The sequence below is a fragment of the Cohnella sp. 56 genome (assembly GCF_037963805.1).
Lineage (GTDB): Bacteria > Bacillota > Bacilli > Paenibacillales > Paenibacillaceae > Cohnella.
Map to the genome: position 1 here is coordinate 263,914 of NZ_JAZDQE010000003.1, position 15,144 is coordinate 279,057.

11 protein-coding genes are annotated in these 15,144 nt (G+C 61.7%); 4 read left to right on the forward strand and 7 right to left on the reverse strand.

Annotated elements, in window-relative coordinates; genetic code table 11:
- Positions 1–24: 24 nt before the first annotated feature.
- The gene (locus VQ071_RS06695) at positions 25–486 is read right to left on the reverse strand and encodes a hypothetical protein (RefSeq protein ID WP_340513120.1); all 462 of its coding nucleotides are present in this window, start codon (positions 484–486) and stop codon (positions 25–27) included.
- A gap of 184 nt (positions 487–670) precedes the next feature.
- Here VQ071_RS06695 and VQ071_RS06700 point away from each other — a divergent pair, with 184 nt between their 5' ends.
- Positions 671–1,252 carry a nitroreductase family protein gene (locus VQ071_RS06700; protein WP_340513121.1) on the forward strand — a complete coding sequence of 194 codons (582 nt, stop codon included), beginning with the start codon at positions 671–673 and terminating at the stop codon, positions 1,250–1,252.
- Between the two features lie 147 nt (positions 1,253–1,399).
- Entirely contained in the window at positions 1,400–2,377 is a 978-nt protein-coding gene (locus VQ071_RS06705) for an alpha/beta hydrolase (protein WP_340513122.1), read from the forward strand.
- Here VQ071_RS06705 and VQ071_RS06710 read toward each other — a convergent pair.
- Genes VQ071_RS06710 through VQ071_RS06735 form a run of 6 tightly spaced genes read right to left on the reverse strand, consistent with a single transcriptional unit; the run spans position 2,374 to position 10,926 of the window.
- The gene (locus VQ071_RS06710; protein WP_340513123.1) at positions 2,374–3,228 is read right to left on the reverse strand and encodes a diguanylate cyclase domain-containing protein; all 855 of its coding nucleotides are present in this window, start codon (positions 3,226–3,228) and stop codon (positions 2,374–2,376) included. The two genes, VQ071_RS06705 and VQ071_RS06710, sit on opposite strands and share 4 nt — an antisense overlap.
- A complete protein-coding gene (locus tag VQ071_RS06715; RefSeq protein ID WP_340513124.1) occupies positions 3,225–5,321 on the reverse strand; it encodes a cellulose biosynthesis cyclic di-GMP-binding regulatory protein BcsB in 2,097 nt (698 codons plus the stop codon). Before VQ071_RS06715 ends, VQ071_RS06710 begins: the two co-directional genes overlap by 4 nt.
- 17 nt (positions 5,322–5,338) lie before the next feature.
- Positions 5,339–6,589, reverse strand: a complete 1,251-nt coding sequence (locus tag VQ071_RS06720) for a glycosyltransferase family 2 protein (RefSeq protein WP_340513125.1) — start codon at positions 6,587–6,589, stop codon at positions 5,339–5,341.
- Positions 6,576–8,177: a hypothetical protein gene (locus VQ071_RS06725; RefSeq protein WP_340513126.1), complete on the reverse strand. Its 1,602-nt coding sequence runs from the start codon at positions 8,175–8,177 to the stop codon at positions 6,576–6,578. The genes VQ071_RS06720 and VQ071_RS06725 overlap by 14 nt, the downstream gene beginning before the upstream one ends.
- Positions 8,178–8,207: 30 nt before the next feature.
- Positions 8,208–9,743, reverse strand: coding sequence for a glycan biosynthesis hexose transferase WsfD (gene wsfD / locus VQ071_RS06730; RefSeq protein ID WP_340513127.1), 1,536 nt, complete (start codon positions 9,741–9,743; stop codon positions 8,208–8,210).
- Positions 9,744–9,795: 52 nt separating this feature from the next.
- A complete protein-coding gene (locus VQ071_RS06735) occupies positions 9,796–10,926 on the reverse strand; it encodes a hypothetical protein (RefSeq protein WP_340513128.1) in 1,131 nt (376 codons plus the stop codon).
- A 425-nt stretch (positions 10,927–11,351) separates the two neighbouring features.
- Here VQ071_RS06735 and VQ071_RS06740 point away from each other — a divergent pair, with 425 nt between their 5' ends.
- Both VQ071_RS06740 and VQ071_RS06745 read left to right on the forward strand, forming a co-directional pair.
- Positions 11,352–11,834: a MarR family winged helix-turn-helix transcriptional regulator gene (locus VQ071_RS06740; RefSeq protein WP_340513129.1), complete on the forward strand. Its 483-nt coding sequence runs from the start codon at positions 11,352–11,354 to the stop codon at positions 11,832–11,834.
- Positions 11,831–15,019, forward strand: coding sequence for an MMPL family transporter (locus tag VQ071_RS06745; RefSeq protein WP_340513130.1), 3,189 nt, complete (start codon positions 11,831–11,833; stop codon positions 15,017–15,019). Before VQ071_RS06740 ends, VQ071_RS06745 begins: the two co-directional genes overlap by 4 nt.
- Positions 15,020–15,144: the final 125 nt, after the last annotated feature.

Here is a 15,144-nt window from a genome sequence, read left to right on the forward strand (position 1 = left end):
CGGCCCCGGATGCCTGGCCCGGCTTTAGAACCAGCCGCGCCGTGAACGGTGTGTGTGCACGCGGGAGAGCACGGACGGCTCCTCGTCCGCCAGCGCCGGCGCTGACGGAGGGGCGGGGTCGGCGCGGTCGACGGCCGCCCGGCGTACGGGCTCAGCCTCTGCCGGCTCGACTTGCTGCTCCAGCCGGGAGATGCGGCTGCGCAGCTCGATCAGCTCCTGCTGGAGACCGGCAACCGTGCGCTCCCAGTGGCGCAGCACCATCTGCAGCTCTGCGACAGTGTCCGCAGCGACAGCGGCTTCCCCTGCCGGATCGCCGCTGCGGACGTCGGGCGCTTCCCGGCTGTCTGCGTCACGAGGCGCAAGGGCGCCGTCCGTGTCATTCGGGACATTCGCTTCTCCCGCGGCACCTGCCTGTGCGCGAGACTTGCCGAGCAGACCTTCGAGCTCTTCTCTGGACAGCGTCGAATTTGGTTCGGACGAACTCATCGATTTCCCGCCTCTCCCGACTGCGCTTGGATAGATTCCGCATGCATCGCTACAATCCATTTTACAATAAAAAGCAACTATTGCGCATGTTCGCCTTGCAACAATTGAAGCGCCGGGCCGCAACGGTTATGATCGTAAGGGAATATAAAGAAGAATCGCATCGGAAAACGGAGGAGAAGCAACCATGCATACACAGCTTCTGGAGACGATTAAAGGGCGCCGCAGCATCGGCAAAGTAAAGGACGAGCCCGTCCCGCGCGAGGTTGTCGAGAGTCTGATCGAAGCGGCGGTCTGGGCGCCGAACCATCACCGGACCGAGCCCTGGCGGTTCGTCGTCATGACGGGCGAGGGTCGCCGGACGCTGGGCCGCGCATACGCAGCGATGGCCGCGCCTGCGCTCGCCGAGCTGTCCGGGCAGGATCGCGCGGACCGGGTGTCCCGCGAGGAAGCCAAGGCGCTGCGGGCGCCCGTCGTCATCGCCGCCGTCAGCTCGCCGGCGGCCGATCATCCGCGCGCGGTGCTCTGGGAAGAGCGCGCCGCCGCGCACGCCGCCGTGCAGAACCTGCTGCTGGCCGCGCACGGCACGGGCCTTGGCGCAGTCTGGCGCACGGGCGACGGACTGGGGCACCCGGAGATGGTGAAGGCGTTCGAACTGGGCGCGCAGGAGGAGATCGTGGGATTCATCTACATCGGCTACCCGGATATGACGCCGAACCCCGGCCAGCGTGTAGCCGGCACCGACAAGACGCGCTGGATCGAGCAGTAAATCTTATCGCCTGCCGTGCATGATTCAGCGCGCGGCGGCGCAATTTATATCCAGATCCATAATCCAATCCGAAGCCTCGCCTCCTCAGGAAGCGAGGCTCTCTTGCTCCATCCCGGCTTTATTGCTTCAGGAGAGGAGGCTACCCGTATGAGCGCTGTCGTCCTATGGATCGTCGTCGCAGCATGCGCCGTGCTCGCGCTGTCGACCGTGCTGATCTGTCTGTATTTCTACCGGCTGGCCATCGCCCGCAGCAGCAAGGCGTTCATGGCCGCCGACCCGAGCCTGCCCAAGAACGAGGTCTCCACCTGGCATTCGGCGGCGGCATGGTATGCCGAGCAGCCGTTCGAGCTGGTCGAGATCTCCTCGTTCGACGGGCTCAGACTGCGGGGGCACTATCTGCCGCCCACTGCGCCGTCGCACCGCGCCGTCATCCTCGCGCACGGCTACTCGGGGCAGGGCGAGGACATGGCGGCCTTCGCCCGCGAATACCACGAGGCGGGCTATCACGTGCTCATGCCCGACGCCCGCGGCCATGGACATAGCGAGGGCCGCTACATCGGCTTCGGCTGGCACGAGCGCAAAGATTATACGCGCTGGATCGCCGAGCTCGTCCGCCGGGTGGGAGAGGAGGCGCAGATCGTGCTGCACGGCATCTCGATGGGCGGCGCCACCGTGCTCATGACGAGCGGCGAGCAGCTGCCTCCCCAGGTGAAGTGCATCGTATCCGACTGCGCCTACAGCTCGGTGAGAGACATTCTCTCCTACCAGCTGAAGCGGCTGTACAAGCTGCCTTCATTCCCGTTCGTGCCGATTACGAGCCTCGTCTGCCGGTTGAAGGCGGGATATTTTTTCAGCGAGGCTTCGGCCGTGCGCCAGGTGTCGAAGGCGGACAAGCCGATCCTGTTCATCCACGGCGGCAGCGATACCTTCGTGCCGACGACGATGGTACACAAGCTCCACGAGGCGGCCGCGCCCGCGGACAAGCCGCTCCTGATCGTGCCCGGCGCCCAGCACGGGACCGCGTACACGACGGACCCGGATGCGTACAGGGGCGAGGTGCTGGCGTTTCTCTCCCGGCATCTGAGCGCTGAGTCCGTGCGCATCACGACCTTGCAGGAAGGCTAGACGTCGTATTCCAGCTGCTTGCGCGCCTGGGCGATGAACTCCAGCGGCGTAGGCGTCTCTTCCGGGCTGTATTCGAGGGCGCCGATCTTCAGGCTCAGCTCTACTTTCAGACGGGAACTGCCGGCCTGATCGTGCATCTCCCTGGCGCGCTGCCGAAGCCTGTCGATGACGACGTTCGCGCCTTCGCGATCCGTAAACAGCAGCATGCCCCAGGTCGGATTGTCGGCATTTAACATGTATAGCGAGTCGTTGGTCCGGATGCTCGTCTGGGTGAGCTGGCTCACGTCGTAGATGGCCTGGGTCATCTGCTCACGGCTGATCATGCGCTTGATCTCGTCCCAGTACTTCACGCTGACGATCAGCAGGGTGAGCGGCATCTTGTAGCGTTGGGACAAGGCCATGAACACCGTCGCGTCCTTCTGGAACGACAGGCTGTTTTTCAGATCGGTATGCTCGTCCACGGTCGCGAGCGATTGATTCAGCTTCTGGAGCCGCTCATTGTTCTCCTGCAGGCGCCGGTTGGCCATCGTGAGCATCCAGGTAATCAGTGTCAGCAGCGGAGTCAGCACCAGCCAGACGTAGTTCTGGGCGCTGACCGTCGCGCCCTCGACGACCGTCCGGTACAACGTGAATGTCCCGTACCCGAAGATGAACAGAATGTTGAGGATCAAGCCGGCGGTGACGTTGGTGAAGTACGTGATGATCGCGATCAAAAAGGCGGCGTTCAAGAAGATGATGTTGTACATATAGCGGTCGGGGTCTCCCGCCATGTAGACGATCACGACGAAGGAGAAGATGAACAGCAGCAAATACGCGCCGTCCGATATCAGGCTGCTCTGGTCGCGTCTCATTTTCCATCTCTCCTTTTGCGGCGATGCTTGCGAATCAACAGGATGAGGGACAGCAGGACGAGCAGCAGGACGGAGACCGCGGCCGCCGTGAAGGCGAGCACGTCCTCGCGCTCCAGCATGTTCTCCACGGCGGACGGCTGATCCGGCGCCGCCTCGCGCTTGAAGCGGTAGGCGTGAATGTTCCCGTCCATGTCCGTCACGGCGCCGTCTCCGTATACCTTCCACATCGTCGATTCGTTGGCGATGAGCTTGGAAGCCAGATATACGTACCTGGAATCGGCGCCGGTAACCGCCAGCAGTCCGTGTCCGGACGCATACGGAGATACGATCAGCTGCAGCGAGCCGATCCGTTTGCCGTAGTCTTCGTCGATGCTCATCTTCTCGTTCGATGCGAAGCCGGTGCCTGCGGCGTCGTACTTGAAGTACAGGCTGTCGTTCGCGCTGCGGATGACCGGATTGTCCGCATACGAGCCGATCGCGATCACATTGCGGTCCTTCAGCGCATCGGCGGAGGCGTCCGGACCGAAGAAGCGGACATCGCCCCCGTTGCCTTCCGCATACTGTCCGAGCAGGTTGAACAGATTGCCGATCGTCCGGTATGTGTTGCCGTCGCGCTTCTCCGGCAGCACCACGCCGACCTGGTTGTATATGCCGTCCCGCAGGAACGGATACGGATAGTTGTTGAACAGCAGCTCGGTGCGGTCCTTCGTATGCAGCTGCAGCACCGTGTCCGTATCGATGAATGCCCAGGGCATCTGATCCTGCGGCAGCATGCAGGAGGTGTTCTTCACCTCGAGGTCGAAGGCCGTCGTGATCGTGAAGTTGCCCGACAGGTTCAGGTTTTTCGGGAGGGTCAGATTCAGACTGTCTCCGTCCGCCAGCGCCTCGGTGAGCTTTTTGCTCCCGATCGGCTTGCCGTCTACGAGGACGGTGACCAGAGACCGGTCGAAGTCCAGGTTTTTGGCGTAGCGGAACTGCAGGCTCAGCTTGCTGGCTTCGGCGATCGACCGATTGGCCGGCAGCGCGATGTAATAGTCTTTGGTCCGGTGGGAAGTGCCTGTGATTTGATCGCCCACCTGGGTCAGATTCACGACCTTTGTGACGGCAGGGACGGGCGAGGCGACCTCCGTAGTCGCCGTCACTTCCTTGACGGGACCGGAGAGCTGCGCGAGCAGGGAGGCGTTGCCGATGAGCCTGCCCGCCTTGACGAGCAGACCGGCATTGTCGGAGGTGACGACGAGCGTAGGCTGTCCGTTCGCGTTCACCAGTCGAATGACGGCCTTGTCGCCGAGCGCGGCATCCGGGATCAGACCCCGGAGAGATGCCGGGAGCCGGTCGCGCATGGCGACGGCCACGACCAGCTTTTTGCCCGCAAGCTCGCTGTCGTCGATACCGTAGGCCAGCAAGGGGACCCCCTTCGAATCGGAGCCTCCGGATTTGGCGAGGCCGGACAGCGCATATACGGCCGCCTCGAGCTCCGACGGATCGGCATCCTTGGGGATGGCGATCGCGTTGTCCTGCCGGGCGAGCGTGTCGAGCCCCGTGAATCTGGCGGAGAAGTCGGCGATGGCATTTGCGAGCGGCAGCGGCGTATAGCTGACGATGATGCTGGAGCTCTTGTAAATCTGGAGCCATTTATCCGCATAATAGGTCGGCGTACAGATTTGCACCTGCTCGTTCCCGGACACGATATGCCCCTGGATCGTCAGTGTGTTGGTGCCCTCGATCAGTGCGGAGACGGGGACCTCGACGACCATCCGCTGTCTCGCGCCCTCGCTCACCACCGGACGGAACGACGTGACCGTCGTGCCGTTGACGCTGATCGTCACGCTGGACAGCTTGTCCTGCGCCAGCGGAGAAGCTTTGTAGTCCAGGGCGACCTTGACTTGCCCGGCTTTCCAATAGGCAGGAATTTGGAAAAATTGCTGCTTGTACGAGATGTTGCCGTCCAGCGTCGTGTCCGTGTCGGAGATCGGCGTCGTGTAGGACGCGGCGCCCGGATTCGCGTCCGGCTCCGCGGCAAGCGCCGCGTAGGGAGGAATCGAGGCGGCGACGAGCCACAGCAGCACGAACAATATTGCGCATTTTTTCACACGTCTTTCCTCCTGGCTTAAAATCTTTCGGTCTTGTACCACTTAACCTCGCGCTTGAAAACCAGATCCTTGAAATAGTTGTAAAGTCCGTACGCCGCGACGACCATCCACAGCTGGCAGTAGGTGACGTACATCAGCATGATCAGCCACAGGTTCGACAGCTTCATCTCGCCCTTTTCCGTGATCAGCGTGATATACGTTCCTACCACGAACAGCGTGATGGCCAGAAGCCACAGGAACGAGCTGAATCCGGCGATGGTCGTCTTCACGTAGCCGAGCGCATGCAAAATCAGCAGCAAATCCGACACGATCAGCGAACTGACCAGCAGGAAGTAAATGGCGACGAAGTACAAAATATCGAAACGAATGCGGGCGGCCGAACGGTTGAACAGCAGAGGGAAGTTTTTGACGATGACATATACATTGCCCTTCGCCCATCGCGACCGCTGCTTGAACCATACGCTCACCGTCTGGGGCTCCTGCTCCCAGGTGACGGATTTGGGCTGGAACTTGATCCGGTAGCCCATCATGTAGATCCGGAAGCTGATCTCCGTGTCCTCGGCGATCGCCTTGACGTCCCAGCCCCCGATCTCCTCGATAATATGCCTTCGCATGATGAAGTTGGTGCCCGGTATCGTGCACAGCTTGAACAGCTTCCACCTGCCCGCCTGGGCCATCCATTGGAACGAGAGCGTCTCGATATTGATGAAGCGGGTGAGCAGGCTCGCATTCCGGTTGCGCGTGCGAAACTTGCCGATGACCGCCCCGAGTCTGTCATCCGCCATGATCTCGGCGACGAGGTACGTGAGCGCAGTTTTCTCCGGTGTGTTGTCGGCATCGTAGATGGCGATCAGCTCTCCCTTGCTCTGTGCGAACCCGATGTTGAGCGCGTTGGATTTCCCCTTGCCGCCGGTCGTTTTGTCGGTGTTGATAACGATCAGGTTCCTGCCTGCGTACCGGCGCTGAAGGCCGGACAGCAGCTCGCTGCTGTTGTCCGAGGAGTTGTCGTTGATGACGATGATCTCGTACCGGTCGTGCGGGTAGTTCAGGGCGAGCAGCGACTCCACCGTCTTCACGATGACCTTGCCCTCGTTATGGGCCGGCACCATGATCGAGACAAATGGAGGCAGCTCCGGTAGGGCAGGGACGGGCTCCCGGTCCGTCTGCAAATAAAAGAGATAGCCGGCGACGATCAGCACGACGTTCACAAGCAGCAACGACCAGATGCAGATGACCGAGATGAGCATGAGGATGTCAAAAGGCGTCATGGCTGCCTCCCCGATATAAAAATTTGCGCCTGTAGCGGCGGTAGCCGATGAAGAAAAACAGACCGAATACGGCCAGAGATAGTCCGATAATGACCATCAGAATCCGGTTCTGAACGCCGAACAGCTTGGTGAAGCTGGTCTTGGGGGCTGCGGTGTACGCATAGTCGGCATCTACCTCCCGTCCCTTCTTGTCGATATCCAACGGCTTGCCGTCAATCAGGAGACTGCCGTCCGAGGATTGAACCGTCAGTCGGTCCGTACGTACTGCATGCGCCCCGTTCTTCAGATCGGAGAAGGGAATCCAGCTGCGTGCGATCGCGTCCACGGCGTCCTCCATCGATGCCGCGTCCCGGAACAGATCGAAGGAAAACGCAAGGTTCAGCGGCAGCGGCGTGTGCGGGGCGATGCTGCGTCGTTCGAAGTCCTGAAGCTGCGCGAACGGCATGACATAGGGCGAGAAAGCGAAGGCCGCTGACGTGCCGCCCGGCTGCACCTGCTGTCCCTGCGGGTCGGGACCGAGGAAGACCGAGTCGAAAAAGGACATGCCCTCCGAGGCGTAAATCTGGTCGTAGGCCCAGGACAGGCCGGCTCCCATGCCGAGCGGCGCGATGCCGTTGTCTGCGAGCAGCTCGATAAAGCCGCTCATCTTTCCGCGAAGCGAGCCGTCCGCAGCCGTTGAAGTGGCAGCGACGGCCGGCGCGTCGACGATAATGCTGCCGTTGCGGGACTGCACGTATTGCATCGCCTGAAGGTATCGCTGCATCGCCGGATAGCTCGTGTTGTAAAAGACGGGCTTCACGCTGATCACGAACGGCACGCCTGCGTCATAGAGCTTGTCGGCCAGCGTCTTCAGCAGCGCGAGATCGGAGAAGGGATAAACCTCCTTGATCAGCACGTAGGCGCCGAAGTCGCCGGCGGCGTGCAGCCAGTCCTTCAAGACATACGCGAGCGCCAGCTCGGTCAGGCCGCCCGCGGACAGGCAGGAGGCATACGCGTATCCGCCCGCGGCTGCGGCGTAGGGCATGCGCCTTCCGTCGCTCATCGATGTCAGCGTGCCGTACCTCTTGGCATCGGCCGAAGTTCCGGCGATGAAGTCCAGGTCGGCTACCGTTGACAGCGCCTGGCCGTAGTCCCCCGCTTCGATGCGGATCATGTCGGGCGGCGCGGGCGTCAGCTTCAGGCCCAGGCGGGCCCGCACGCGGTCCGGGAGCGTCTGGCCGCCGATCTGCAGATAGTCTCCGTCGTAAGCCGCCAGCTCCGAGGCAAGCGTGTCGTTCGCGGACAGGTCGGGCGCATTGCGCACGACTACGACGCGGCTGTAGGACTTCAGCGTCCCTGCCGTATAACGGTCGAACGCCATGGCGACGACCCGGGCGCCGTAGGCGGCGAGCAGCCGCTCGATCGTCTCGACGTTTCCTTGCCGCACCGTCGACAGCGCCAGGCTGTCGTATAGCAGCAGCACCTGCCCCGCTGCCGCAGGGGGCGCGGACTCGGCGGCAGCGGGGCAGGGAGAGACGGACGCGTATGCAAGCGCGAACGCCAACACGATCAGCATCGCAGTTCTGGCGATGCTGAAGCTTTTTCGCATGAGTCTTCCTCCTCGCTTGATCGTCGGGTCTTAGACGGCGGTCGCCGCCGGAGCGGCGCCTGGGCGCAGCGGCACATTGCGCCAGAGACGTCCCAGCAGGGCGTCGGATACTGTCGTGAAGGTCACGAGGTCGAAGGCGATCGTGAACATGAATTCGTGCTTGGCCAAGTCCGCGTCGCCCGCGCCCACAATCGAGATCGCGATGCCCGCGAGACCGAGGAGGATCATCATGAGCAGCAGGGGCAGCCTGACCGCCTGCCTTCGGTTTTTGGTCCGGACGGCGGTCACGAACGAGGGCAAGTACAGCCCGACGACGATGATCAGCCACAGGAAGATGAACCCGAAGGTTTTGGGCGTCAGCGTCTTTTTGAGCGTGCTGTATACAGAAAAGAAATGCGTCTGTGCGCCGAATGCCAAGCCTGCGGACTTCTCGTAATTGCCCATCGCCTCCGGCCGCGTCGTGAACGCATCCTTGGCGGCCAGGTTCAGCATCCTGCCCGCCTGGCCCGGATGGGTCGCGTAATAGGCGAGCACCTTGCCGAAGCCGAATTTGCCGTAGAACTCGGTCAGCATCTGATTCGAGTTCACGTCGATCGTCGTATACGGCTCATAATAGATCGTACCGCTGAGCAGCGAATATTGCCCGTTGATGCCCATGCCCTCGAGCGACTTCTCGGGGTTGCTCGAGTCGGGCAGCACGCCTCGGGTCATTGCGTGATATTTGTTGATATTGACGAACTCCTGTGGAATGAGCACGTAGGAGGCGATGCTGACGACACAGAGCAGCGCCAGTCCGCCGGCCGCGCTGAGCCTGTACGGGCGATCTGTGCGCGCGAGCAGCACGCAGATGCCGAACAAGGCGATCAAGATGCCGAGCGGCGCGTTCTGCTGCTTGCTCGTGACGAGCAGCAGGGAGCTGACGACGAATACGGCGAGCATCGCATAGTCGTTGAATCGCCGGCGGTAGATCAGCAAGCCGGAGGCCAGCACGAACAGCGACATGACCAGCATGAGGGCTTCGCTGTAGAAGGAGTTGAAATAAGCGGTGTAGGCCGTATCCCCGAACAAAAACACCGCGATCGAGGCAATCGTATAACCTCTCTTCGCAGGCGCTCCCCAGGTCAGAGCCTCGACCAGCATATAGACGGCAACGGTATAAAGGATCAAATAGATCGCGGCCTGGATGCGGATATCGAACGTCCGGGCGTTCAGGAGCCAGATGTTCAGTTGGAGCGCGGTTCGGATGAAGAGTGACTGGGACGAAGAGAGGGTGGCGCCGTTCTCGTTGAAATACTGGAAGATGCCATAATGCTTGATGAAATACCCGAAGTATTGGCTCGCGTAATCCGGCGCATTGAAGTAGATGCCGTTGCTGTACAGGACACGGAAATAGTCGCCGTTGTCGGCCATGCCGATATAAGGCTTGACGAACAAGGCGGCCGCCGAGATCGCGAGCACCGCTGCGGCCGCGAGCAGGGAAGGAGAGGCGTAGCGGGTCGCAGCGGTGAAAATACGTTTCAAATACGCGGCGATCGCTCCCGTGTTCGCCGATTCCGGTTGATTCATATTCCCCTCTCCTTTCCTGGCCGTGAGGCGTGAAGCGTGAGGCGGCATGCGGCTAATAAGCGAGAGCCAGCAGAGCCGTCAGATTGTCGAACGAGTAGGCCTGGCCGGTCGCGGGATCGCCGAAGCCCCCGTCCAGCGGTCCGCCAGTCCCCATCGTACGCAGCTCGTTCATTCGCGCGAGCGCCTGCTCGTACAGCTCCTTGTCGGCGGCGGCGGACCCGATCATCGCAGCGAGCGCATAGATCGCAGTCGAACGCACGTTGTCCTTCGGCTCCCCGGTCCGGCTATACGTACCGTACAAAGCGCCGGCCTTCACTTGTCGCTTGATGTACGCGACGCTCGCGGGATGCTCCAGCCCGACCTCGGACAGGTGCAGAATCGTCACGAGCGACTCGACGGTCCGAATACCCTCGGGAGACGCGTATGCTTGCTTGCCATATTCGTAGCGTGTCTCGTAGAAGGGGAACGCGTCCCCCAGATAGCCGCCTTCGGCTGTACGCCGGCTGTTTTCGAGCAGTCGCTTTTTGTCGCCGTCTTCAAGCTTCAGCATGCCGAGCGTCTTTAGATCGATATAGCACAGCGTGAGAAAATCGTTGGTCGTCTTGTAGGTCTCGTCATAGAAGTCGTACAGATTGCCGTCCTTGACGTTGTAAGTATAGAAGCGCTCGCCGTATCTGTCGGCCTCAGCCGTATAGGAGGCATCCTTTAATAAGATCCCCGCCTCGTACAACGCCCTTATGAGTCGAAGGTCGTCGATAGCCGCGTTGACGGAATAACGCCGGTCCAATTGCGGGCTATAGCGGTAACTGAAGGCTGTCGTCATGTCGAACACTGCTCTGGCGCGGCTCCAGGTCCTGGCGAACGCCTCGCGCTGCCCGGTGAGGGCGTAGTAGCGCATCAAGAGGCCGGCCGACTCGCTCAACACTTCGTGGCCGCTCGCGGCGCTGCCGTCCTGCGCAGTGTCGATCAAATTCGTATAGACGCCGTCCGGACCTGTCATGCGGCGGGCGATGAAGCCCTCAAGGGCGCCGCGTCCCTCGTCGTATGCCGCAGAGGCGCCGTAACGATTAGCGGGCGGAACGCCGTCAGAGCCGTCTCCCGGGCGCGTCGTTCCTTGCGAGCACCCGGCCAGTATCGTCGCAAGTACGCCAAAAATAGCAATAAAACGGTTGGTTATTCTCAATGCAGGCGATCCTTTCTTGACACGGATGGTCACATCGTTTTAAAAATATTTACCACGCTCGCCGTGTCTTTACGACGGCATTCGGAATCATCTTTATTTTTGCCCGATAAATGATCAGGAGTAATACCGGGGTGAGAGGCGAGAAAAATGTCGAATTATAATACTTATGTCGAATAAATGGATATATAAGATTATGTATGGAACAAGAAAAAATAAATATAAATCTTTAGTCCTATTTCCATGGCATAGTAATTATTTTAGATGAAACCTTAACATTCGTAACGATAAACAATTTGGTAATTCCAAAGTTCAAACCCCCGTCCTGCAATCGGCGTGAATCGGATGTTGATTGACGCAAGCTTGGGCTTCTGATATAGTTCGATAATAAAACAATTCAATCAATGAATGATTAGAGGGTGATACCAATGCTGGACGGCCCAAAACTGAGCCGGATCATCGAGCGCTACAAGTCGGCGATGTTTACCGTGAACAGGCGGATCACCGCGCTGCTGCGCGATGAGATGCCGGGGGATCTGACGCTGGACCAATTCGCCATTATCGAATACGTCGGCTCGCGCGACCAATGTACCTCGACAGAGCTGGCCGACGCGTTCTGCGTAGGCAAAAGTTCGATCACGGCGATCGTATCGCGGCTGGTGGACAAGGAGCTGCTCGTCCGCGTGCCGGACGGCAAAGACCGCAGGGTGACGTACTTGCGGCTGACGGAGGAAGGCGAGCGCCTCGTCGCCGAGCTGGACGGACGGATCGGCGATGTGCTGTCGACATACGTCGGCGCCTTCGACGAGTCGGAGGCCGATCAATTCATTGAGACCTACGAGAAGCTGGCGCGCGTCGTCATGCAGGGCGGGAGCCCCATCACCGAGGAGAAGGGCGGCAAGGAGCAATGAGGCATATCGTCAAATTCAGGTGGGCGGTGCTCGTCCTCTGGCTTGCAGTCGTCGCCGGCCTGGCGCTGACTGCGCCTAACATGGCGGATCTGGTGCGGGAGAAGGGCCAGATCACCGTGCCGGACGGCAATACGTCGACCAGGGCCGGCGAGCTGCTGCACGAGCGCGACCTGCAGCGTGCGGGCGCCGGAGAGGCCGGCCAGGGCGGCAGCTCGACCGTGCTGGTGTTCCATAGCGACGCCGCGCTGACCGATTCGCAGCTGTCGGAGATCAGGCAAGGCATCGACAGATTGAAGTCGGACACAAAAAAGCTCGGCATCGTCTCCGTCACGACGCACTTCGACACTGCGGAGCTGAAGGACCAGATGATGTCCAAGGACGGCAAGACCGTGCTGGCGCTGCTGTCGGTCGACACGCACGGACGCGAGCTGTCCGCGCTGCGGGATGAGCTTGACGCCGCCGTGGCGGACGTCAAGGTCGACCATTACTATACCGGCAACTGGCTCATCCAGGAGGATGTCGTCGACAGCTCGCAGGAAGGGCTGCACAAGACGGAGTACATCACGGTCGTGTTCATACTGGCCATCCTGTTCGTCGTGTTCCGCTCGGCGATCGCGCCGTTTATCCCGCTGCTGACCGTCGGCATCAGCTATGTCGCGGCGCAGTCGGTCGTCTCCTATCTGGTCAAGTATCTGGATTTTCCGCTGTCGAACTTCACCCAGATCTTCATGGTGGCGGTCATGTTCGGCATCGGCACGGACTACTGCATCCTGCTCATCAGCCGGTTCAAGGAGGAGATGGCGCACAACGGGGGCGACAAGATCGGGGCTATCCTGACGACGTACCGGACGGCGGGGAAAACGGTGCTGTATGCGGGCCTCGCGGTGCTCGTCGGATTCGCCTGCATCGGCTTCTCCGCGTTCAGCCTGTACCAGTCGGCCGTTGCGGTCGCCGTCGGCGTCGCCGTGCTGCTGATCGCGCTGTTGACGCTGGTCCCGTTTTTTATGGCCGTCCTCGGCAAGGCGATCTTCTGGCCGACGCGGGGCTCGCTCGAGCACAAGCCGAGCGGCTTCTGGGGCGCGATGGGCAGCTTCTCGCTGAAGCGTCCGCTGCTGTCGCTGCTCGTGCTGGCCGTCGTGCTCGCGCCTTTCCTTTCTATTTATAAAGGCTCGATCTCCTTCAATTCATTGGATGAGATCGGCGACCGGTACGATTCGGTCAAGGGCTTCAACCTGATTGCGGACAGCTTCGGACCCGGCGAATCGCTGCCGACGACCGTCGTCCTGAAGACCGACCAGCCGGTCGATACGTCCGCCGGGCTCGCGATGATCGAGCGGGTGAGCCGCGAGCTGGCCGGCGTCGAGGGCGTCAAGACCGTGCGGAGCGCGACGCGGCCCACCGGAGAGGCGCCCAAGGACTTCCAGGTCGCCCAGCAGGCGGACGCATTGGGCAGCGGCCTGGACCAAGGCGCAGCGGGCATCGGCCAAGTGTCCAAGGGGCTGTCGGACGCGAGCAAGGCGCTCAGCGCCAACGCGTCGAAGCTGAGCGGCGCCGCAGCGGGCGCGGATAAGCTCGTCAGCGGCACCGAGTCGCTCAAGAGCGGCATCGCGCAGCTGGAGACGGGGCTCAAGGCCGTGCAGAAGGGGCTGCAGAGCGGCGCTGCGGGCGCCGGGGAGCTGCAGCAGGGCGCGGCGCAGGCCAAGAAGAGCGCGGATCAGCTGCTCGCCGCGAGCCGCAAGCTGGAGGCAAGCTACGGCGAGCTGCAGAGCGGGCTGGGCCAGTTGTCTGCGGGTTATGCCGATATTGCCGCGAAGCAGCAGGCGCTGGCGGACGGACTCGGCGATCTCGGCACGGGCATCGGCAGCCTCGGAGACAAGTATCCGGAGCTGGCTGCGGATGCGGACTACAAGCGGGCGGTGGCGACCGTCGCCGCGCTGCAGTCGAACGCATCGCAGCTGGCGGGCGGGCTTGAGCAGCTGAACGGGAAGCTCGCCGGCGCGGCGGCGGGTCTGAAGCAGGCCAATGCAGGCCTGGCACAGGCGGCCGACGGCCAGGCGCAGCTGTCGGCGGGATTGGCGAAGCTGTCGGCCGGCATCGGCGAGCTGGAGCGCGGCATCGGGCAAGCCTCGGCAGGGCAAGGGCAGATCATCGGGCGGCTGCCGTCGGTGACGGGCGGACTCGACGAGCTGACTGCGGGCCAGCGGCAGCTCGGCGACGGCTTCGCGCAGCTGAACGACCAGCTGGGCGAGCTGACGAGCGGTCTGAACAAAAGCGTGAACGGGCTCGATCAGGTGTCCGGCGGGCTGAAGTCGGCGCAGGATTACGTCGGCGAGCTGTCCGGTGCGCAGGACGACGATCTGAGCGGCTGGTTCATCCCGGAGCAAGCGCTGCAGAGCGATGAGTTCCGGCAGGCGCTGAACGTTTACGTCTCCAAGGACCGCAATATCGCCACCTTCGACGTTATTTTCTCCGGCAATCCCTACGAGCTGGAGACGATGAAGCTGATCGCGCCGCTGCAGGAGGCCGTAGACCGCGGGCTGAGCGGCACCGCCTACGCCGCGGGCGCGCAGCATGAGATCGGAGGCGTCACCAGCGCCAACAACGATCTGCACAAGGTGTCGTCCGCCGACTACTCGCGCACGGTCGTGCTCATGCTGATCGGCATCGGGCTCATCCTCATCTTCATGTTCCGCTCGATCGTCATTCCGATCTACCTGGTCATCTCGCTGATCGGGACGTATTATACGTCGCTCGCGATCACAGAGCTGATCTTCGTGCGCATGCTCGGACACTCCGGCGTGAGCTGGACCGTGCCGTTCTTCGGCTTCGTGCTGCTGGTCGCGCTGGGCGTCGACTACAGCATCTTCCTGATGGACCGGTTCCGCGAGTACCGCGACCTGCCGCCGCAGGAGGCGATCCTGAAGGCGATGCGCAACATGGGCACCGTCATCCTGTCGGCCGCGGTCATCCTCGGCGGCACGTTCGCGGCGATGCTGCCGTCTGGCGTCATGTCGCTGCTGCAGATCGCGACGATGGTGCTGTGCGGACTGTTCCTGTACGCCGTCATCGTGCTGCCGCTGTTCGTGCCCGTCATGGTGCGTACGTTCGGCGATGCGAACTGGTGGCCGTTCATGGGGCGGCGGGAGCAGCAAACGGAGTCGGTGCGAGGCGATTTGCAGATATAAGATCCGCGGGTTAAAACCCGATGCTTCAAATCGACGGTGCGAATGTCGTACAATCGAAGGGGAGGATTGCGACTGCGGCGAGGCTGGTGCGGCCAAAGGCGGCCGGCTGAGAGCAGGAGGCGGTC

What these genes read in the sequence shown, in the direction of transcription:
- VQ071_RS06740 (WP_340513129.1), top strand. Translation starts at nt 11,352, where the DNA reads ATGCTGGACGGCCCAAAACTGAGCCGGATCATCGAGCGCTACAAGTCG.
- wsfD (WP_340513127.1), bottom strand. Translation starts at nt 9,743, where the DNA reads ATGAATCAACCGGAATCGGCGAACACGGGAGCGATCGCCGCGTATTTG.
- VQ071_RS06705 (WP_340513122.1), top strand. Translation starts at nt 1,400, where the DNA reads ATGAGCGCTGTCGTCCTATGGATCGTCGTCGCAGCATGCGCCGTGCTC.
- VQ071_RS06695 (WP_340513120.1), bottom strand. Translation starts at nt 486, where the DNA reads ATGAGTTCGTCCGAACCAAATTCGACGCTGTCCAGAGAAGAGCTCGAA.
- VQ071_RS06700 (WP_340513121.1), top strand. Translation starts at nt 671, where the DNA reads ATGCATACACAGCTTCTGGAGACGATTAAAGGGCGCCGCAGCATCGGC.
- VQ071_RS06725 (WP_340513126.1), bottom strand. Translation starts at nt 8,177, where the DNA reads ATGCGAAAAAGCTTCAGCATCGCCAGAACTGCGATGCTGATCGTGTTG.
- VQ071_RS06745 (WP_340513130.1), top strand. Translation starts at nt 11,831, where the DNA reads ATGAGGCATATCGTCAAATTCAGGTGGGCGGTGCTCGTCCTCTGGCTT.
- VQ071_RS06720 (WP_340513125.1), bottom strand. Translation starts at nt 6,589, where the DNA reads ATGACGCCTTTTGACATCCTCATGCTCATCTCGGTCATCTGCATCTGG.
- VQ071_RS06710 (WP_340513123.1), bottom strand. Translation starts at nt 3,228, where the DNA reads ATGAGACGCGACCAGAGCAGCCTGATATCGGACGGCGCGTATTTGCTG.